The following is a 19,138-nucleotide window of genomic DNA, read 5'->3' as shown; positions in this document are numbered from 1 at the left end:
ATAAGAAATCTTTGAGATGCACCACACGCTCATTTTCATTCTTGGACAATGCTTAATTTACACGACTTTCAGCCTTAACTGAACCGTATTGATTTACAGATCAATTCGAGCGACGCCCTCTTTTATCACTCTGAGGAAATAAAAATAAGTAGAAATTGGTTTAGGAACAAAACCCAACCTTTATCTTGGGTAAAGTAGGAAAAGTAGGAAAAGTAGGATATTGAGTAAAAAGTGTTGACAAGCTATCAAATAACCTGTTAGGTTTCAAGTTACTCTTAAGCACAATAAATTGAAAATCAACGTATGATAAACAACAAAATTACTGACTTGGAAACTAGCTTGTTTGAAGAACTAGATGATGCTGATTTATTAAGTATAATTGGCGGAGATAGTAGTGCTGAGGGTGCTGCTGTTGGTTCTCCTGGAGTTCTTTCGGGAAACCTTGCTCAAGTACCCGTTCATGTACCAATTAATGTTTGTGTTAATACTATCAATGTAATTGGTCTACTTAACCCAGCTTTCGGGAATACTTGTGTAAATGCGTAACGATTTGCGCTCTATTGACTATTACGATTAAATAGCGATCGCAAGCATATTGGATAAATCTTTGAAAGGTTAAGGGATTTTTCAGAAAAACTAATACATCTGATCTGAAGCACATTAAGCGTTACAACATGCTCAAATCAATGCAACTTCAATTAGTGAACAAATAATTTATGATAAATAACAAAATTGCTGACTTGGAAACTAGCTTGTTTGAAGAATTGAGTGATGCAGAATTAATGGCAGTAGTAGGAGGTATTACGGCAGAATTAAGTACCAAACCATGTATAGGTTTACCTGCTAAAATTAATGCTCAATCGCTAGTTGCTTTATTAAACATAGGAGTTCAAGATATTAATGTTTTAAGTAATCCACAAAATCAACAATGTACAGAGAATTCAACACAAGCAAAAGGAGATGAACCCCTATCACACATACTAGACAATATACCAGTTTTGTCTGGCAATGCTTCTGGCGGTAGCTGAAACTTAGATGGGATATATAGCTATTGACTATTACGATTACGATTAAATTGCGATCGCAAGCATTATGTATTTAATTTCTCTGATAAGTTCTTTAGTGGTTGGCAGTGTATTTCTGGTGACTGGTGTTGTCAAAGCACTTGCACCAACTAGATTTCTTATCCACATTAGTCAATTGCGGTTATTTCCGCAAAAAGTGAATGTAGGTGCAGCGATCGCTTTTACAATTTTAGAGTGCGTCCTTGGAATAGCCCTGATTTTGCGTCTGTTTCCCCAGTGGCTATTTATCGGTACAATTGTTTTACTATTGCTTTTATCAGGTTTAACTTACTGGAGTACTTCGACCAAACGCACAGATGATTGTGGTTGCTATAACGGTCTAATTGATATTAGTCCCAAACAAAGTTTACTCCTCAATGCTCTCTACATTACTTTGATGGGGTTGGCTTGGTTTTATCCGGTTGCCGATATTTTAACTGTTTCACAACAAGTCACAGCATTCTTTATTTCTTTAGTAACAAGTTGTCTATTAACTGCTATTTCATACGTATATTTCTGGAAGAAGAAAAAACCTATCTTAGACTTAGATCCGCTTAAGGTTAATCGTCCTTGGCAACCACAATGGCTAAATGAATATACCGAAAGCTTAACAGCAGGAGAAAAACTGGTTGTGTTTTTAATGCCTGGTTGTCCAACGTGCAAAAACTGGCTCAAAGTGCTAAAAGTGGTTCACCAAAGAACTGATTTACCTGATGTAGTAGCGGGAGTTCCCCAAACATCAGAACAAGTTGAAGAATTTGTTCAATCTAATAATATCAACTTTCCGGTAGTGGCAATGAGTCCTACTGTCGTGGCACGCTTAACCAATGCTTTTCCCACTGCTGTATTGTTAGAGGAAGGTATAATTCGAGAGAAATGGTTGGGAGTAATGCCGTTAACCTTCGTGAAACGCGTTAAGCCAAGCTTATCTGTTCCTAGCAGCTAATTGTGAATCTGGTGTATCCTGGACTGCCGCGATACGTTCAAGCCGAAACTTACAAAGCAGAATCAAAAATTTGTTGTGCTGTCAAGTTGAGTTTAGGGAATAAAGGCGATGCGATAAGATTATTTCCCCCAAACACAGTCATTTGATAATCTCCGTCAACTAATTCACAAATTGTAATAGTTTTTTGTTTAGGATTACCAGTAAATCTTTTGCCACCGATCGCGGCATAGTCTACAATCCAATACTCAGGAATCCCCATCTCTTCATAATCCCTGAACTTGTCATAGTAGTCGTCTCGCCAGTTGCTGCTAACAACTTCAACAGCTAGTGGGATAGATGCAGCTTGAATAACAGTCGATTGCTTGCTCCACAGAGGTTCATTCACGAGATTGTCATGATTTAATACCAAAATGTCAGGAGAATAGGTTGAGTTATTGCTCTGAATTTTGACAAAAGCAGTTTTGGGGATGCGAAACGGAAGTCCTATTTGCAAGAACTGGAAGGTTATCTGTGCCGCCAAAAATCCAACAACATTTTCGTGTTCACCAGTTGGGGCGAAGATTTCTATAATGACTCCTTTATGTAGTTCATATCGCGCCCCGTTTGAAGGGTACCACTCGATAAATTGTTCAAAGGTTACTAACTTGGGTAGGGTTTGAGTCATAGTTACCACCTCCACATATATTTGACTTTACCATCGCTGCCCCTAGATTGTGGCGCAAGATAAGAGATATACCAGTAAGCTTTATTAGAATACTGTAGCGACTACTCTCAAGTCTGTAGTCACTACTAGTTCGCCAAGTGAACTTGGCGGGGTAAAGGGGAAGGGAGAAGGGGGAAAGGGTTTAAATCCCTTACCCTTTTCCCTTTCCCCTTTACCCAGTCCTCACTTAGCATTTTTGGGTTGGCAGACTACTACTCCCAAGTCTGTAGTCACTACTCCCAAGTCTGTAGCGACTATTCTCAAGGCTGTAGCGACTATTCTTAAGGCTGTAGCGACTACTCCCAATTCTGTAGCGACTACTCCCAATTCTGTAGCGACTACTCCCAATTCTGTAGCGACTACTCTCAACCCTGTAGCGACTACTCTTAAGTCTGTAGCGACTACTCTTGTGTTTTTTACCTCTTGCCTTCGTATCATGAGTAATTATATACCGAGATATTACTGGTATAAGCGAAAAATTTTGCGATCGCAATTTGCGATTTATGCTGAACCGGAATCGGGTTTAATTGAGGCAAGCTAGTTCTAGAAGTATCTTAAAAGAGCAAATTTATGTCTCGTCAAAAACGTACATCCCGCGTTTTAGAAAAAGCTGAATTAAGAGCATCTGGGATGAAATCGATTCTTCCAAGCATTAAATTTGAAGAGGATTATACTTTAGAAAAACTGATTGATTCAATCGAACAGTTACGTAACAAAATTGACGTTCATAATAGCGCTCTGGCTATAGTTGACTCTACTTTAACAGAAGTTGAAGAGATGGAAAAAAACTTGAAACAGCTTTCTGAGAAAATGTTAATGGTGGTTGCTATCAAGTACGGCAAAGACAGCGCTGAATATGAAATGGCGGGTGGTGTTCGTAATAGCGATCGCCTCCGCAAAATGAGAGCGAGCCGCTTAAAAAATATTGCAGAGCAAGCATCAGATAAGAATGGGAAAACTGCATAGAAAATAGCGTTAAAGTCTTGTCTGCGACACGCTACGCGTAGCTTGCTTCCACAAAGTGGTACGACCGTCACAGACCCTTGTAGACAATCTCTATGCAATATCCAAACTGTGCATCAACTCATAAGCGCAAGAATGGAAAAAAATGTGGAGTTTCTTTTTCCAGTCATTATGATGTACTTCTTCACACTATCATTTAGTGGTAGTCTATGTAGGGTAAGAAGGCAAAGCAAATGACCCAAAGGACGAAAACTCAAAAACTGCTGACCTTTGAGGAGTATCTTACCTATGACGATGGTACAGACACGCGCTATGAGTTGGTGGATGGAGAACTAGTCGAGATGCCACCAGAAAGTCAGGAAAATAGCAATCTGGCAAGATTTCTATTCGTTGAACTACTGAAACATTTCCCCTTTTATTTAGTTGCTCATAAGGATACAGAAATTGAGGTAGCGGGGCGACGGGCGAGATGTCGTTTACCTGATTTAATGGTTCACACAGAAGAATCTTATGCTGCCTTGATCGGTGCAACTCGCGCTACCCTCACCCGCGATATGCCGCCGCCTGCGCTAGTGATTGAAATCGTTTCTCCGGGGACGGCAAACAGTGTTCGTGATTATCGCTACAAGCGGACAGAGTATGCTGCTAGGGAAATATTAGAGTATTGGATTGTTGACCCACAGATACAACAAATTACAATTTGCCAGTGGGTGGAGGGACAGTATGAGGATAAGGTATTTATAGGTGCAACTTGCATGGAATCAGTAGTAATTGCTGATTGGGCGCTAACAGTAGAGCAGGTGTTTAACAGTGCAAACCAACCATAATTACTAAGGAAATAGAATCTTATTGAAAAATAAAAACTGGGATGCACTCCGCATCAAATAGCAGAAACAAACTCGTTGACTGTAAGCCCAGCAGTGCGAATCAAACTTCGCAACGTTCCTTTTGCTACTTCACGATGCTCAGGAACAGACAATGTGGCTAACTCTCCTTCCTTAACTAGGATGATATGGCTTCCACTTTGACGTGCAACTTCCCAACCAAATGACTCAAACACACAAACGACTTCACGTCCGCTAAGAACAGGAAGAGTAGACGCCATAACTAAGCCACAACCTCTACTTGGTGAGTCTCTATGGTAAGTGGCAAACCGCGCTCGGCACGAACTTGTAAGCAGGCAGCTATCGCATCTTTGATATTCTCTAGTGCTTCTTCCTTAGTCTGACCTTGACTGACACAACCCGGAATGCTGGGGCATTCTACTATCCATGCACCATCTTCATCACGATCAACCGTTACATTAAACCTCATATTTCCTCATCCACTAAGCTTGTGAGTATAGTATATCTAAGCCTTGTAGAGCTAAAAATTTAGTCTTCCTGTTTTCCCAAATATACCTCAATCACACGAGAGTCATTTTGCACTTCTTCAAAATTACCTTCGCACAATACCGAACCTTCATGTAATACTGTTACTTTCTTGGCAATTTGACGCACAAATTCCATATCATGTTCAATTACTAAAATTGAATGACTCTGCGCTAGTGCTAAAAGGAGTTCGCCGATATTGTATGTTTCCTCATCTGTTAAACCAGCAACGGGTTCATCAACAAGTAACAAATCAGGTGACTGTGCTACTAACATCCCAATTTCTAAACGTTGCTTTTCTCCGTGAGAAAGTAAACCTGCTCTGATATCAGCTTTCGGCGTTAACCCGATGGTTTCTAATAATCCTTTAATATTATTCTTTTCAACAGCATTAGAACGTTCCAACAAAGTAGAAAAGACATTTTTCTTCTTATTAATGGTAATTTCTAGATTCTCACGGGGCGTTAAGTTCAGGTAAATTCGGGGTGTTTGAAACTTGCGTCCAATTCCCAATCGGGCAATTTTATATTCAGGTAAAGAACGCAGATTTCTTCCTTTGAATAAAACTCGCCCCACGGTTGGCTGAACTTTACCCGTAATTACATCCAAAAAAGTTGTTTTTCCCGCACCATTCGGGCCAATTACTACTCGTAATTCACCCACATCCATACTAAAGTTAAGCTGGTTTAAAGCTTTAAAACCGTCAAAACTAACAGTTACATTTTCAGTTTCCAATATTTTCGCGTTCATGTTGCACTTCGGGGTCTTCTTCCAAGGTGGGATATGTAGCAATTTCTTGACGACGGTTGAAAAGAGAAATATTCTGACTACGCAACCATCCCACGATACCGTCAGGAAGGACTGTGACGACTATCAAAAATAGTGCGCCTTGGAAAAATAGCCAGATTTCGGCAAATTGTTCGCTTAAAAAAGTGCGGGCATAATTGACTAATAAAGTTCCGACAATCGCGCCAATTAAAGTAGCGCGTCCGCCTACCGCTACCCAAATCACCATTTCAATCGAAAAGGCAATATCCATTGCTCTAGGTGAGACAGAACCACTTTGAATGGTGTAAAATGCTCCTGCGATGCCTGCGATCGCACCTGAAACTGCAAACACCAACACCTTAAAATCTGTAGGGTCATAGCCAGAAAATCGTACCCGACTTTCATCATCACGAATCGCTATCAACAATCTGCCAAAGCGTCCAGTTGTCAACCAGCGACAAATACCGTAAGTGGCTGCGAGAAGCACTACCGTCAGCATGTAGAAAATAAACTGCGTCTTGGCATCGCTAACTGTTGCCCCAAACAAAGTTGTAAAATCTATCAGTCCGTTCGTGCCGTTAAAAAATTGTTGCTGACCATTAAAGAAGTTGAAAAATACAATAGTTCCGGCTTGAGTCAAGATAGAAAAATAAACTCCCTTGAGGCGATTTCGGAAAACCAAATATCCTAACAATCCCGCCAATAACCCTGGAATTAGTACCACAGCAGCTATTGTCAAAGGAAAAGAATAAAAAGGTTGCCAAAAGGCGGGAAGTTCTGTAACCCCATAAAGCCCCATGAAATCAGGCAATTCTCCAGTAGGGACTTGGAGTTTTAGGTACATTGCGATCGCATATCCACCCAAACCAAAGAAAATACCATGTCCCAAACTCAATAAACCAGTATAACCCCAAATCAAATCGATACCTAAAGCTGCGATCGCCAGCGACAAAAATCGCCCCAACAAATTCAAGCGAAACTCCGACAGCAGCAGTGGCATAATGATGATGAGGAAGAGTGCGATCGCGACTACCACCCCAACTTCGATTAAAATTAACCTTCCCCCCTTCTTTTTCATTCTCTGCGTCCTCTGAGTCTTGGCGGTTTAAACATCAACAGTACGTCCCTTCTGCGGAAAAATCCCCCCAGGCTTCCACTGTAAAAACACAATAATCAGCGCAAATACCATCACCTTCGCCATACTCGTCGTGGCAAAAAAAGTAAATAAATCTGCCAAAGGTTTAACAGGAGTTAACAACGAAGCTAGAGTTCCAGAACCAATTAAAAAATTAGCCGTACCAATACCCAAAGCAGCCACAATCGTCCCGGTTAAATTGCCCACACCCCCAACGACAACCACCATAAAAGTATCAATAATATAGTTTTGTCCCGTATTTGGCCCTACAGAACCGAGTAAACTAATCGCACATCCTGCCACACCAGCTAAACCCGAACCCAGTGCAAAAGTAATTGCATCCACCTTTTGAGTTGGGATACCTAAACAAGCACTCATACTCCGGTTTTGTGTCACCGCCCGAATTCTTAAACCCCAGCTAGAACGTTGTAAAAATAAGTAAATTCCCGCCACACAGATTATTGTTAAAGCAATAATAAATAACCTGGCAAAAGGCAATTGCACACCACCTAAAGATACCCCTGCTTGTAACCAAGTCGGTGCTGTAACATCCACATTTTGAGCGCCAAACCAAGGTTGAGTTACTGCTAACTGATAAGTTTGACTCAATAAATTTCCTGTTGTGATTGTCACCCCCAGCGATAATAAAAATATCGCTGTCACAATCCAGTTACGAACCCTTCCTAAATCAGTGCGGGAATTTAAAATCCATAAACCTCCAAAAAACAGCAGAGAAAATAAACCTAGACCAATTATCAATATCCAATTCACGCTGCGGACAAACTGCTGAAAAATTAAACTTACTCCCCAAGTTGCCAATAGAGTTTCTAATGGGCGTCCATAGAGATAACGAATCACACCTTTTTCTAGAATTAATCCCACAGTAGCCGTGAAGATAAAAGCAATAATCAAAGCCAAAAATATATAGACTTCAAACCACACCCCACCCAATTGTTTGCAGACATTTTGCACAACAAATGTTGTATAAGCGCCAAACATCATCAATTCACCATGCGCCATATTGATGACGCCCATCAAGCCAAATATAATCGCTAGTCCCAACGCTGCGATTAATAATACCGCACCAATACTAATACCATTAAATACAGCTTCTAAAAATCCTGCTAACACTTATTTCTCCACAACAGCTATCAGCGAGTAGTTAGTATCTCGTGTGCCTCGTTCCCAGTCTCCGACTGGGAATGCCTATTAGGAGGCTCTGCCTCCTATAGAAGCGGCAGCAGCCCAATGAGCAGCATTTCCAGGTAGAACCTGGAAACGAGAAATGACTCATGACTTAAACTTTCTTGTACTTACCACCCTTAGCAGGGTCACTCCAATCACAAGCAAATCCCTTAGTTTCTTTCACAAATTGATTCCAAGGCACTGGTTCAACCGCTGCCGGAGTAGCATAGACAATATCAAATAAACCATCTTGTCTAACTTGACCAATCCGCACAATTTTAGATATGTGATGATTGGCATCCATTGTCACTTTACCTTCAGGTGCATCTAGAGTTTGACCATAAGCCGCAGCGCTTACCTTCGCTATATCTGTAGTACCAGCTTTTTGGACTGCTTGCTTCCACAAATAAACTGCAATGTATGCTGCTTCCATTGGGTCATTTGTCACCCGATTTTCACCATATTCTTTTTTGAAAGCTGCTACAAACTTCTTATTAGCAGGTGTGTCTACTGTTTGGAAATAGTTCCAAGCTGCATAGTGACCTTTGAGATACTCTACACCAATTGCTTTCACTTCTTCTTCAGCAATACTTACAGACATGGAGGGATATTTATCTGGTGTCAATCCCGCCCCTTTTAATTGTTTGAAGAAAGCAACGTTGCTATCACCATTTAAGGTGTTGTAAATCACGCCACCATTGGGCAAATTTTGCTTGATTTTAGTGATAATTGGTGTAACTTCTGTGTTACCAAGAGGTAAATAATCCTCACCAACTGTTTTTCCGCCTAAAGCTTCTAGTTGAGCTTTAATGATGGTATTAGCTGTCCGGGGAAAAACGTAGTCAGAGCCAACTAAGAAGAATTCTTTGCCTTTATTTTTTAACAGCCAATCAACAGATGGTTCAATTTGTTGATTGGGTGCAGCGCCAGTATAGAAGATATTTTTAGAACACTCTTGACCTTCATATTGCACAGGATACCAGAGCATGTGGTTTTTGCTCTCAAATACTGGCTTAACATTCTTGCGGCTAGCAGAAGTCCAACAACCAAAAACTACAGCTACTTTATCTTGATCGATTAGCTTAGTTGCCTTTTCTCTAAAAGTATCCCAGTTAGAAGCGCCATCTTCGGTAATTGCTTCAATTTGCTTACCTAAAACACCACCAGCAGCGTTAATTTCTTTGATTGCTAACTTTTCAGCATCAACAACGCTTTTTTCACTAATAGACATCGTACCACTCAGAGAGTGCAAAATACCTACTTTGATAGTGTCACCAGCAGTCGCCGCCGCTGGTGAAGCAGTAGGAGGTGCGGCTGGACTCTGTGTTGCAGTTGGAGAATTATTCGCGCAAGCTTTCAAAAAAAAGCTGCTTCCAAAAGTTAAAGAACCGTAGATTATAAACTTGCGTCGGTTAAATTGTCTTCTCATCTTTTTATGAATTTTCCTGTTGATGAATCAGCCAACTTATAGAAAGCTGACAATATCAATCTTTAAAGTGTGATATTAGTGCGATAGTTTACTAGTAAAAAGTGACGACTTATACAAAAAAGTTTGTTTTTGTAATAAAAAACAAACTTTTTAAGATTAAGCTTTATTAACTTTATAAAGATTCTCATATCTATGCAATACGTTATGGAAGAACAAAACCTTTCTCTTCCACAAACATCTTTGATTCTAGACAGTTAAAAACTGCTAAGTATCTAGGCATAAATAAATTTAAAGTTTGTAGTAAGGACTTTAGTCCTGATAATCGTTGCTTTGAGCGATAAATCGCTTACTACAAACTAGGAGTTTATTTTATATTTAATACTGCTATTACTCAGATATACCTGGTTCAATCCGTGCCCCAAGTTGAAGAACCCGTCCAAGATCGTCAGCGTTTCGCCAGGTTTCAATTATCTTTCCGTCGGCAATATAATGAATGAATGTAGCGGTGAATATCTGCTGACGACCGCGACTTGGTATGCCAAGAAAACTCTCCTGGATGCAAGTATTAGTCGCACGCACAACAACTTTGTCACCTTCAGCAATTACGTCTTCAATTGTCCATTTCTGCTGGATAGGCCCAAATGAACCAAAGAGTTTGCGTACTCCTTCAGGGCCTAGGGGAAGTCCTGGTAAACCACCGTGCATTTTCCAATTCGGGGCGGTTATCTCGCAAATTTCTTCGATTTTATGCTCGCTAATAAGTTCAATCCACCGTTGAGCAATGATTTTGTTGTCCTCAATGGAAGACATTGCTGCTGTTCCTCTACTGAAAATTAGGCGAACTCTAATTATTTATTTAGACAGACAAGATGCACTATTGTCAATTAACCAAGTTTGAGATTGAATTAAAATCAGTGCAGCGCTTAATTTGTCAGCATCAGTAATATGTGTGTTTTTCGCTGCGGGCTTTTAGATTAGCATTTGTGTAATAATTTCATCTTCCTGACCAGTTGCAAAATTAGCAAAGCGCTTTGCCAAAGGTGGTATAAGTACTAGGGGATTACTAAATCCAGAGAAAACATGAACGCCTTCCAATCCTGGAATAGCACCAATTAAGGGAAGTTGATTGCTACTAAATGCCACTAAGCAGTGATACCAAGTCCCTGGTAAATTCTCCAATGCTGGTAAAATTTGACCAACACCTTTTCGCAACCATTTTTCGCTTACGTCTGAGTTTACCTCGGCATGAGGATCTGCGATCGCCCGGCTAATTTGACCGATGCGGATACTACCATCTTGAAACTGAATTGCACCCACATCTAAAATCGCTGGTACTAGCTCATTACCAAGTTCATCCCATAATTCCTCAACTTGAGCAGATTCAGCTTCTAGTTGAAACCGTTTTTGACTCGCTGGCATAACTAAGGTGCGTAACCTGACATCAACGGCTGGGGTTTCAATGATTTCTTCGTGGGTAAAATACAGCTTGATGGAAACACCAGCAGATTTGAGCAGCTGGCGGCTGAGTCCACCCGCACAAACGACAACGTTAGCGCTGTGAAAAGTTGCAGTGGTAGTTTGGACGCCATCTTGCAATACTTGCAAAACTTGGGTAATCTGCACTTCACCGCCAGTCCGCTCAAAAGCTTGGATGTAAGCTTGTGCTGTTTTTTCTGGGTGAATATGACCGTGTTTGACAGTTAAAGCACCAGATATCGCCTCTCGATTTAGCTGCGGTTCCAACTCACAAGCTTCTTGAATACTGAGTAAACGAGGTGGAATGGCACAATCATTGTATAATGCCGCAGTTGTTTTTGGGTCGTTATCGGCTGAAATAGTCAGTAATAAATCTAATTCCCGAAATTGAATATCAGCGTCTAACTCTTGAGATAGGATATGGTAACGTGCGATCGCTTCTTCGCACAATAACCGAGTTAGTGGCGTAGTACCCGACCAATAGGCAAGCCCACCATAACTATAGCGAGTTGCATTCTCTGGTCTGCTGTATTGCTCCAACAAAAGTACAGAAAACCCAGTTTTAGCCAGTTCATAAGCGAGTGCAGCACCCGTAATTCCGCCACCAACCACAATCCAATCGTAGGTTTTCATATTAAATGTCTTTCTTAATTACGTTAGCGTAGCGGTAGCGAGTCCGCGAGCGTCATTACGAATTACCATAAGTTGCTTGTAAACGGCTTAAAAGATATTCTCCCGCCAGGATAGGGGGATAGATAGGCGATTGTTCTTTCTTGCAACTCTCCAAACAAGCAATTTCTGTATCATCATTAGGATGACAGAAAAAAGCCATAGAATACCGGGATTGATTCACCCTATTATCAGTGGGAATCATCACTCGATGCTTAGTTGAGCAAAACAGATGATTTGTCCACCGTTGCATTAAATCGCCAGTATTGACTATTACAGTATCAGGAATTGCAGGCGCAACAATCCACTCTCCAAATACTGTCTGTACTTCTAACCCGCCAATGTCATCTTGGAAAAGTAGGGTAATACTGCCATAATCGGAATGTTCACCAGCACGCACCTGTCCGGGTTTCGGTGGTGTCTGCAATGGGGGATAGTGTAATAGTCGCAAGGTATGATTTTGTTGATTATGTCTTATAGTAAAAAAATCTTCTGGCAATTCCAACGCCAACGCATAAGCTTGTAATATCCTGTTAGCAAGTTCTGTACAATTATCATAAAAGGTGACAAGAGAAGCATCTATCCCCACCGCTTCTTTGTTGACATTAAACGCCTCTTTTAAGTCGCCTGGTTTATTGGGGTCAAGACGTTCTCTTTCAATCCCAACGTAACCCATATTACTAAATTCATCACTCCAGGCTTGCTTTTGCTTAACTTCTAAAGGTAAATTGAAAAAAGATTTGCTGTGATTGAATACTTCCTCGATTAGCTCTTTTGATATTGCCGAATTTTGCAAGTACATGAAGCCAATTTCGTGACAAGCTTCATAGATTTCTTTGATGACAGCTTGCCGAGTTATTGCGTTACCCTTAGTAAAATTAGTGAAATCAATCACTGGAATTCTGACCATTGATTCAAAATACCACATCTTTACTGAGAAGGGGAAAAGGTTAAAGGGAAAAGGGAAAAGGGAAAAGGGAAAAGGTTAAAGGGAAAATTCTATTCCTTTACTCCTTCCCCTTTACCCCTTACCCCTTCCCCATTCCCCTCTTCTTTACGCAACTTCAGATTTTGAATGCGAGTATCTTCGCTAGGTGGTACATCCTCCTGAGCAAATGGAATCTGCTTAAAGTTAGCAGCCAGATATTCTGCTAATGCATCTTGTTCAGAACCATCAGCAGCAAAGGTAGCTAAACCTGTACGTTTAGCATCTTTTGATGTCAAATCAACCCGTTCTCTTTTAGGAAAAGGATAACCATCACCACCATTTGCTAGAAAGTTTAGGGTGACAGCGCGGAAGATGCGATTAGAGTCACCCACTAACTCTGCATTTTTCACTACTACATCAATAATTTTGCCTTTTCCATCTTTGATAGCCAGGGATTTAACACGCTTACCTGCTGGCAAATCTGGGTCAAAGCTAAAGGCTAATCCCGCTACTTGGGGAAAACTGCCAGGGGTAGCACCCGGCGCGATCGCTGCTACACTGTGTTCAATTACTGCTATTAGTTCTTTAGCATTCAAAGTAACTAAAGTCAAGCTATTGTTGAACCGTAAAGCATTGGCGATATCAAGTTGGGAAATTTCTTTTTCTTTCTTACCTGCTACAGGATTTGCTTGGGGTGGTAGTTTGATAACATCCTGTGAGCGAGTCGAACCTGGGGGAAAGGTATAGATACCGATATTGTCACGGATACCACCACCATTTTTGATGGAAATGACAGTTTTAGGATCATATCGTTTAGCGATCGCTAAATTAGCATCGGCTGTCAAATTCCCGAAATTGGTTTCTTGGGTGCGGACATCACCCCGCCAGCCGTTGAGAAAAACGTTAGTTTTCCCAAAAATCTGACTATCTTGGGCAATAATCACTTTTTTGAGCGCTTCTGTAATGGCGACAATTTTGGCATCGGGTTTCCCACCTACATCTGCTACACCTTGAGAATCAGTCGCATAAGCACCGCTAATTTTAGGGTCAATACTTTTAGGAATAATCACTCCCTTGGCATCAAAGTTAACTACTAGACGACCAACATAGCGATAGTTTCCATCGGTATTAACTACGGCTATCGGATTTCCATCTGCGGCTTTTTTGATGATTGGATAAGTTCCAGCAGATTTATCACCCACTCGCAGACGGTCTGTTTTGTCGGCTAGTAAGGTATTGGAACCGCCAGCAATAATAATATCTACTCCCTTAAGTAATTGTGCTAGCTTTTGCTCAATGGCAATTTGTTGCATGTGTGCCAACAGAATTACTTTATTAATCTCTGGGTTTTTGGTCAGCACCGTATCAACAGAAGTTTGAATTTCAGCAGCTAAGGCGGCGATATCTGCGGTTTCACGGTCATTAAATTTTTTAGGCAACACAGTCACACCACCAGGAGAAGAAATAGTCCGCAGTGTGGGAGTTGTCGCCCCAACCACAGCAATTTTTTCACCATTGACAGTAATAATGGTGCTACGGGCAATTTTATTGGGAATTTTACTTGCCTCTTGTCCATCAGCAGTAACTAATTTTGCCAGGTCTTTATCAGTGCTAAAGTCTAGATTCGCGCTGAGATAGGGAAATTTTGTACCTGAGTAATCTTCTTTAGCACGCAGCAAGTCAGCGACAACACCCGTACCTAAATCAAATTCGTGATTGCCAAAGGCGATCGCACCAAACCCAAGAGCATTTAGAATTAAGATATCTCCTCGTCCCTGACCACCAAAAGCTGTGTCACTGGCAAATAAGAAGGGACTCGGAATATAAGCATCTCCAGATGAAAGGATTAAGGTATTAGGATAATCAGGTTTGCCATCACGATTAGCATCCTGATTTTTCAGTGCATTCAACACCGCCGAAAAGTTCGGTGCATCCTTCAGCGCTGGGACACCTGCTTCTTGGTCGGAAGTATGTAAAAGTTGTAGTCTGAACCCTGACTTCTGTGCTGTTTTAACTTGTACCACACCACCAGTAGTTCCTAAAAATAAAAAGATGCTAGATATAATCAGCCATAACTGGCTAGTCCTTAAATCTCGGCGATTAAACTTATTAAAAAATCGACTTTTCCGATTTAAAAAAGACATAACAAATTTTCTAGCTCATCATTGTATTATAAATAATCCCATAATAAATATTTCATAAGTTAATTTTAATATTCATTTCATCTTCACATCTTATTAGAAATTGCCTATGTATAGCAAAAGATTATAGATAAAAAGTAAGAAAGGTAGGAAAGGTAGGAAAAGTAGGAAAAGTAAGATATTTTCTATCGCCCCTTGATTATCATGCTATTACACGGTAAGTTGAATCTTATGTGCAGCTTTTGACAAGGAGTTTGGGGGTATGTAAAAAAGTCACTGCAATTTTGAAAGGAAAGTTTTCAGATGAAAAAACTGAAATAAAATAGGGAAAATAGAGTTAAAAAAATGCGCTTTTTTTAACTCCTTTTATATTAATACTTAATTAATAATCTACTTTTTCGGGGCAATTGCAAAGACTGCGAAGAAGTAGCAATTGCCAGCGATAACCAATGGTTGCGATCGCATGAATCAAGGGATGCAAAAAAATCTAATATTTAATAATCCGCAACTTAATTGGATAAATTCGAGCTTAGAAGGTTGTTTGAAAATCGCTTAACCTGGTGGGGCTGCTTCTTCAAAGGGACGGATAATCGCTGGGGCTGGTGTAACTTCTGGTTTAAAGATTCCCTGCAATGCTTGTTCTAAGGTTTGCGCCATGACAATCCGGTTTTCGTAAGCCACGACTACCCGCACCAAAGTTGGCAGACTATTCTGTGTGGCTTCTAAATAGATTGGCTCGACATACAGCAGCGATTGCTGAATGGGAATTACTAGTAGATTGCCTTGAATCGCTCTCGAACCCTGGCGATTCCACAAGGAAATTTGCTGAGAAATTACTGGGTCTTGGTTAATCCGCGCCTCGATTTGCTCTGTTCCGTAAATCAGGCGTTCTTTAGGAAAAACATATAGCAGCAGCTTACCGTAGTTTTTGCCATCCGATCGCGCCGCTAACCAAGCGATTAAATTAGTCCGTTGTTTGGGAGTATAGGGTAAAAATAGAAGAAATTCTTCTCTACGAGAGGCTGCGCCAACAAAGTCTACGGTGGGTAAACTAGTAATCAAATAATACGGCTCTACCGGACGGGGTTCACTGCCATAGATTTCATTAGGAATCTGCCACTGGTCTTCCCGATTGTAAAATACTTGGGGGTCGGTCATGTGGTAAGTCATCAACCGCTCAGATTGAATTTTGAAAAAGTCCACCGGATATCGGGTATGACTGCGGAGATTGACTGGCATTGTACTGAGCGGTTTGAACATATTGGGAAATATTGCTGACCAAGTGGCAATAATCGGATCGCTGCGATCGGCAATGTAAAACTTTACAGTGCCGTGATAGGCATCAATCACTACTTTGATAGAATTGCGAATGTAATTGATACCATCGCTACCAGTGTCTGAGTAGGGATAGCGATCGCTCGTTGTGTAAGCATCAACAATCCAATAAAGATAACTGGGATTACTTGGGAAATCTTGATTAGCAGCAGCAGCAACTAAATAAGGATCGCTGTCAAATTTCAAAAAAGGTGCGATCGCTTGAATTCTTTGCTTGACATTTCGTCGCAGTAGCACTTTTGTATCTGGCAAAAAGTCCCGCGTCAGCACCATCTGCCAATCTTTCAAATACATCGCAAATAGCCACCGTCGCCATGCTGAACCGATTTCAACGCCACCTAGACCCTCGTAAGAGTTGTAAACATTATCACTACCGCTAGGATAGTCTAGCTCTCTAACTCTTGTGCCAGTCATTACATAAGTATTAGTAATCTCACCGTAATAAATCCGGGGTTGTCCAATCGGAATACTTTGACGAACGGCTTCATTAGAAGTTGTGAGAGCGCTACTATTACCGCTAATATCTTTAACAAAATATTCTGGTAGTCCACCCGGCCCAACTGTATTAACTGGACTAACAGTAAAGCCGAAACCGTGGGTATAAATTAAATGGCGATTAACCCATGTTTGAGCTTCCTGTGGTACGGCACTATAGTCTAATTCTCGCGCGGCAATCAGTACCTGCCGCCGTTCTGTTGATTCAACTACTTCCTGCTGCGTTACTGGCGGCTTTTGGGGGACAGGTGGTCGAGGTGAGGGTTCATCTGTTTTGAGAGTATATCGATCGATATCGGCATCGGGAAACCGATAATACGGCCGAATTTGTTGCAGTTGACGATTAGTTTCTAACAGTGGTCGTTCATCCCACAGGCGAATATTCCGAATTGTCGAGGCATTCTTTTGAATATCAACTTCAGTCAATGTTCCTTGCGGGTTGAAGCTTCTAGAATCGATCGCCTCTAAATCAAATGCTTGGCGAGTCAAGGCAATAGTCCGCTGAATGTAGGTTTGCTCTCGTTGCAACTCATTAGGTTGGACAATTAAATATTGCACCATAGTAGGTAAAACAACATCAGCAGCTACAACTAATACTAGATAAACCCCTAACCCGTAAAATACAAAGCGACGATACTGAGATTTTGGTTTCCAGAAAAACGTTCGCCCAAGTAGGTAAAAGGCGATCGCTACTGCCACAATGCACAAGACGGTGTAAGCTGGCAACTGGGATGTCACATCGGTATAACTGGCGCCATAACTGACTCCCCGGCTAGAATACACCAGTTCATAGCGACTCAACCAATAACTAAAAGCCACTACCAGCATCAACAAGCCACCCATACCGAATAAATGACGCTGCTGCTGGGGCGAAAAACCGGGGAAAATTCCCTGACTCAAACTGTCAGCCGATAAGAGATAAGTGAGAGCAACGGCGACAAAGCCATACAAACATAAACCCATCAGCCAGAGTTCTAGCAGTTCCCAAAAGGGTAAGGAAAATACGTAAAAGCTGATATCTCGACCAAATAAAGGCTCAGTGCTGTTGAAAAGGGTAGGGTGCAAATATTCCAGCACCTTTGGCCAGTGTCGGAAGATGATGAAGGCAAAAATGGGACTCGAGAGAATTGCGATCGCAGTCAGTAAAAATTGGGGATAGATTAAGATGGCGATCGCTACTCCCCCAATTAAACCGAGATACCAGACTTGAGAGACAATCTGCCTCAAAAGTTGCCAGATTGTCTCCGGTCGAAATAAAGCGGGAACGGGTAGAATAGCCTGATTAACTGGAGTATGCCAGTAGAATAGAGCAATTTGACCATAGTGAGCCAGCATTAACCCAATCAACAAGCTCAGTATTAGAGCTAAGGGTAATAACCAGCGTAATTTTAATGCTTGAAAGCGTTGTGGCGCAAGTATCTGCGTTTCGTTGCGTCTTGGATAATTAGAACTGAGAAAATTTGTTAATTCACCGTTGAGTTCTGGTTGCTCAATCTTTAACTGGGAATATTTTAGCCGTTGTGCTAAAGCCAGGTTTAACAGTAGATAGGCAGCAGTTATTCCAGCCACAACTACCCACAAAATACCACGAGTCAGCAGCCTCAACAAAAATACTTGGAGATAGCCGACTTCCCGAAACCAAAAAATCTCTGCTCCCAGACGGGAACCCATATCCAAAAGTAGCCACAGCCCCAAAAATCCGATTAATAGCCTAAAGCCCCATTTCCAATACATTGATATGTAATTTAAGAAGAACGCCAATTCTCTATTTGCAAGCTGTTTACTCTTTGAAATTTTTTGTCGTCGATCTCGTTTCCATGCTCTGCATGGGAATGCCTGATTTAGAGGCTCTGCCTCCAGTAAGATATTGAGTCAGAGACTCAATGAATGCATTCCCAGTCTCCGACTGGGAACGAGGAAGTAGACTTCATGCTTCTAATGGTCGTCAGTGATGGTTTGCTTTGACTGATTTTGAGTCAACATCATCTTAACAAGTTACTCACCGTCGGCTCATTGGCGATCGCAGTTTAGGTGCAACGGTCATCAGCGATCGCAATTGACCCCTGACTTCTAACTCCTGACTTCCAACTTCCACCAACTAGCTGGTGAAGTTGGAAGTTGAAGTTGGAAGTTACTGCAACGCTACTCAATGCAAAAAGAAGTGAAGCCGGAAAAACTACAAATTTTTGTAGACTTCACCATCATTCCTCTTGCCAACACGAAAAACATCAATCATCTGGTGATCGTGGTCAATAGTGTAAAGAATCCTGTACTCACCTCGATCGACACGATAGCCACCTTCATAACCCTTCAATGCCTTACAGTCCTGGGGTTGAGAATTACCTTGAAGCGAAAGAATTTTAGCTACAACTTGCTTATATTGTTTAGCTTGTAAATCATTCAAATCCTTTTCAGCAGTCTTAGCAATCCTCAAACTCTCAGAGGGTGACAACCTACCTATAAAGGTTGCTGCATAAGGGATAGGGCATAGAAACCACGCTGGAAATAGAGTCGTTTATGGGGTTTAAGCG

At 41.3% G+C, this 19,138-nt stretch carries 19 protein-coding genes; 5 read left to right on the top strand and 14 right to left on the bottom strand.

Annotated features, from left to right (window positions below):
- Window positions 1-303: 303 nt before the first annotated feature.
- The 3 genes from V7K45_RS16590 to V7K45_RS16580 all read left to right on the top strand — a co-directional run bounded on the left by V7K45_RS16590 (window position 304) and on the right by V7K45_RS16580 (window position 2,010).
- Window positions 304-546 (top strand): chaplin, encoded by a 243-nt coding sequence (locus V7K45_RS16590; protein WP_335005262.1) that lies wholly within the window; start codon window positions 304-306, stop codon window positions 544-546.
- 170 nt (window positions 547-716) lie between these two features.
- Window positions 717-1,028 carry a rodlin gene (locus tag V7K45_RS16585; RefSeq protein ID WP_335005260.1) on the top strand — a complete coding sequence of 104 codons (312 nt, stop codon included), beginning with the start codon at window positions 717-719 and terminating at the stop codon, window positions 1,026-1,028.
- Between the two features lie 64 nt (window positions 1,029-1,092).
- Window positions 1,093-2,010, top strand: a complete 918-nt coding sequence (locus V7K45_RS16580) for a peroxiredoxin family protein (RefSeq protein ID WP_335005259.1) — start codon at window positions 1,093-1,095, stop codon at window positions 2,008-2,010.
- Between the two features lie 49 nt (window positions 2,011-2,059).
- Here the strand turns inward: V7K45_RS16580 and V7K45_RS16575 are convergent, their stop codons facing one another.
- Window positions 2,060-2,674, bottom strand: a complete 615-nt coding sequence (locus V7K45_RS16575) for a Uma2 family endonuclease (RefSeq protein WP_335005258.1) — start codon at window positions 2,672-2,674, stop codon at window positions 2,060-2,062.
- Window positions 2,675-2,896: 222 nt separating this feature from the next.
- A complete protein-coding gene (locus V7K45_RS16570; protein ID WP_335005256.1) occupies window positions 2,897-3,151 on the bottom strand; it encodes a hypothetical protein in 255 nt (84 codons plus the stop codon).
- A 132-nt stretch (window positions 3,152-3,283) separates the two neighbouring features.
- Between V7K45_RS16570 and V7K45_RS16565 the strand changes: the two genes are divergently transcribed.
- Both V7K45_RS16565 and V7K45_RS16560 read left to right on the top strand, forming a co-directional pair.
- Entirely contained in the window at window positions 3,284-3,679 is a 396-nt protein-coding gene (locus V7K45_RS16565; RefSeq protein ID WP_335005254.1) for a hypothetical protein, read from the top strand.
- 230 nt (window positions 3,680-3,909) lie between these two features.
- Window positions 3,910-4,503 carry a Uma2 family endonuclease gene (locus V7K45_RS16560; protein WP_335005252.1) on the top strand — a complete coding sequence of 198 codons (594 nt, stop codon included), beginning with the start codon at window positions 3,910-3,912 and terminating at the stop codon, window positions 4,501-4,503.
- A 53-nt stretch (window positions 4,504-4,556) separates the two neighbouring features.
- Here the strand turns inward: V7K45_RS16560 and V7K45_RS16555 are convergent, their stop codons facing one another.
- The 12 genes from V7K45_RS16555 to V7K45_RS16500 form a co-directional block, all read right to left on the bottom strand.
- Window positions 4,557-4,781 carry a type II toxin-antitoxin system HicA family toxin gene (locus V7K45_RS16555; protein WP_335005250.1) on the bottom strand — a complete coding sequence of 75 codons (225 nt, stop codon included), beginning with the start codon at window positions 4,779-4,781 and terminating at the stop codon, window positions 4,557-4,559.
- 2 nt (window positions 4,782-4,783) lie between these two features.
- Window positions 4,784-4,990 carry a type II toxin-antitoxin system HicB family antitoxin gene (locus V7K45_RS16550; RefSeq protein ID WP_109007382.1) on the bottom strand — a complete coding sequence of 69 codons (207 nt, stop codon included), beginning with the start codon at window positions 4,988-4,990 and terminating at the stop codon, window positions 4,784-4,786.
- A gap of 59 nt (window positions 4,991-5,049) precedes the next feature.
- Window positions 5,050-5,796, bottom strand: coding sequence for an urea ABC transporter ATP-binding protein UrtD (gene urtD, locus V7K45_RS16545; RefSeq protein WP_335005247.1), 747 nt, complete (start codon window positions 5,794-5,796; stop codon window positions 5,050-5,052).
- On the bottom strand, window positions 5,771-6,892 hold the full coding sequence (urtC, locus tag V7K45_RS16540; protein ID WP_335005245.1) for an urea ABC transporter permease subunit UrtC: 1,122 nt from the start codon (window positions 6,890-6,892) through the stop codon (window positions 5,771-5,773). The genes urtD and urtC overlap by 26 nt, the downstream gene beginning before the upstream one ends.
- A gap of 27 nt (window positions 6,893-6,919) precedes the next feature.
- Window positions 6,920-8,080 carry an ABC transporter permease subunit gene (locus V7K45_RS16535; protein WP_335005243.1) on the bottom strand — a complete coding sequence of 387 codons (1,161 nt, stop codon included), beginning with the start codon at window positions 8,078-8,080 and terminating at the stop codon, window positions 6,920-6,922.
- A 166-nt stretch (window positions 8,081-8,246) separates the two neighbouring features.
- Window positions 8,247-9,563, bottom strand: a complete 1,317-nt coding sequence (gene urtA, locus V7K45_RS16530; RefSeq protein ID WP_335005241.1) for an urea ABC transporter substrate-binding protein — start codon at window positions 9,561-9,563, stop codon at window positions 8,247-8,249.
- A 387-nt stretch (window positions 9,564-9,950) separates the two neighbouring features.
- Window positions 9,951-10,373, bottom strand: a complete 423-nt coding sequence (locus V7K45_RS16525; RefSeq protein ID WP_335005239.1) for an ester cyclase — start codon at window positions 10,371-10,373, stop codon at window positions 9,951-9,953.
- 159 nt (window positions 10,374-10,532) lie between these two features.
- Window positions 10,533-11,672, bottom strand: a complete 1,140-nt coding sequence (locus V7K45_RS16520; protein WP_335005237.1) for an NAD(P)/FAD-dependent oxidoreductase — start codon at window positions 11,670-11,672, stop codon at window positions 10,533-10,535.
- 55 nt (window positions 11,673-11,727) lie between these two features.
- A complete protein-coding gene (locus V7K45_RS16515; RefSeq protein ID WP_335005235.1) occupies window positions 11,728-12,618 on the bottom strand; it encodes an isopenicillin N synthase family dioxygenase in 891 nt (296 codons plus the stop codon).
- Window positions 12,619-12,707: 89 nt separating this feature from the next.
- The gene (locus tag V7K45_RS16510; protein WP_335005233.1) at window positions 12,708-14,780 is read right to left on the bottom strand and encodes a bifunctional metallophosphatase/5'-nucleotidase; all 2,073 of its coding nucleotides are present in this window, start codon (window positions 14,778-14,780) and stop codon (window positions 12,708-12,710) included.
- A 549-nt stretch (window positions 14,781-15,329) separates the two neighbouring features.
- On the bottom strand, window positions 15,330-18,341 hold the full coding sequence (locus tag V7K45_RS16505) for a UPF0182 family protein (protein ID WP_335005231.1): 3,012 nt from the start codon (window positions 18,339-18,341) through the stop codon (window positions 15,330-15,332).
- Between the two features lie 442 nt (window positions 18,342-18,783).
- Window positions 18,784-19,059 carry a type II toxin-antitoxin system RelE family toxin gene (locus V7K45_RS16500; RefSeq protein ID WP_335005229.1) on the bottom strand — a complete coding sequence of 92 codons (276 nt, stop codon included), beginning with the start codon at window positions 19,057-19,059 and terminating at the stop codon, window positions 18,784-18,786.
- Between the last annotated feature and the right edge of the window lie 79 nt (window positions 19,060-19,138).

Source organism: Nostoc sp. (assembly GCF_036917375.1).
Classification (GTDB): Bacteria; Cyanobacteriota; Cyanobacteriia; order Cyanobacteriales; family Nostocaceae; genus Nostoc.
This window is presented reverse-complemented; position numbering and strand designations above follow the sequence as displayed.

Excerpts from the sequence above, each read along its gene's own strand:
- V7K45_RS16575 (WP_335005258.1), bottom strand. The coding sequence starts at position 2,674 with ATGACTCAAACCCTACCCAAGTTAGTAACCTTTGAACAATTTATCGAG.
- V7K45_RS16550 (WP_109007382.1), bottom strand. The coding sequence starts at position 4,990 with ATGAGGTTTAATGTAACGGTTGATCGTGATGAAGATGGTGCATGGATA.
- urtC (WP_335005245.1), bottom strand. The coding sequence starts at position 6,892 with ATGAAAAAGAAGGGGGGAAGGTTAATTTTAATCGAAGTTGGGGTGGTA.
- V7K45_RS16505 (WP_335005231.1), bottom strand. The coding sequence starts at position 18,341 with ATGTATTGGAAATGGGGCTTTAGGCTATTAATCGGATTTTTGGGGCTG.
- V7K45_RS16565 (WP_335005254.1), top strand. The coding sequence starts at position 3,284 with ATGTCTCGTCAAAAACGTACATCCCGCGTTTTAGAAAAAGCTGAATTA.
- V7K45_RS16515 (WP_335005235.1), bottom strand. The coding sequence starts at position 12,618 with ATGGTCAGAATTCCAGTGATTGATTTCACTAATTTTACTAAGGGTAAC.
- V7K45_RS16510 (WP_335005233.1), bottom strand. The coding sequence starts at position 14,780 with ATGTCTTTTTTAAATCGGAAAAGTCGATTTTTTAATAAGTTTAATCGC.
- V7K45_RS16560 (WP_335005252.1), top strand. The coding sequence starts at position 3,910 with ATGACCCAAAGGACGAAAACTCAAAAACTGCTGACCTTTGAGGAGTAT.
- V7K45_RS16590 (WP_335005262.1), top strand. The coding sequence starts at position 304 with ATGATAAACAACAAAATTACTGACTTGGAAACTAGCTTGTTTGAAGAA.
- V7K45_RS16525 (WP_335005239.1), bottom strand. The coding sequence starts at position 10,373 with ATGTCTTCCATTGAGGACAACAAAATCATTGCTCAACGGTGGATTGAA.
- V7K45_RS16585 (WP_335005260.1), top strand. The coding sequence starts at position 717 with ATGATAAATAACAAAATTGCTGACTTGGAAACTAGCTTGTTTGAAGAA.
- urtD (WP_335005247.1), bottom strand. The coding sequence starts at position 5,796 with ATGAACGCGAAAATATTGGAAACTGAAAATGTAACTGTTAGTTTTGAC.
- V7K45_RS16520 (WP_335005237.1), bottom strand. The coding sequence starts at position 11,672 with ATGAAAACCTACGATTGGATTGTGGTTGGTGGCGGAATTACGGGTGCT.
- V7K45_RS16555 (WP_335005250.1), bottom strand. The coding sequence starts at position 4,781 with ATGGCGTCTACTCTTCCTGTTCTTAGCGGACGTGAAGTCGTTTGTGTG.
- V7K45_RS16580 (WP_335005259.1), top strand. The coding sequence starts at position 1,093 with ATGTATTTAATTTCTCTGATAAGTTCTTTAGTGGTTGGCAGTGTATTT.
- urtA (WP_335005241.1), bottom strand. The coding sequence starts at position 9,563 with ATGAGAAGACAATTTAACCGACGCAAGTTTATAATCTACGGTTCTTTA.
- V7K45_RS16570 (WP_335005256.1), bottom strand. The coding sequence starts at position 3,151 with ATGATACGAAGGCAAGAGGTAAAAAACACAAGAGTAGTCGCTACAGAC.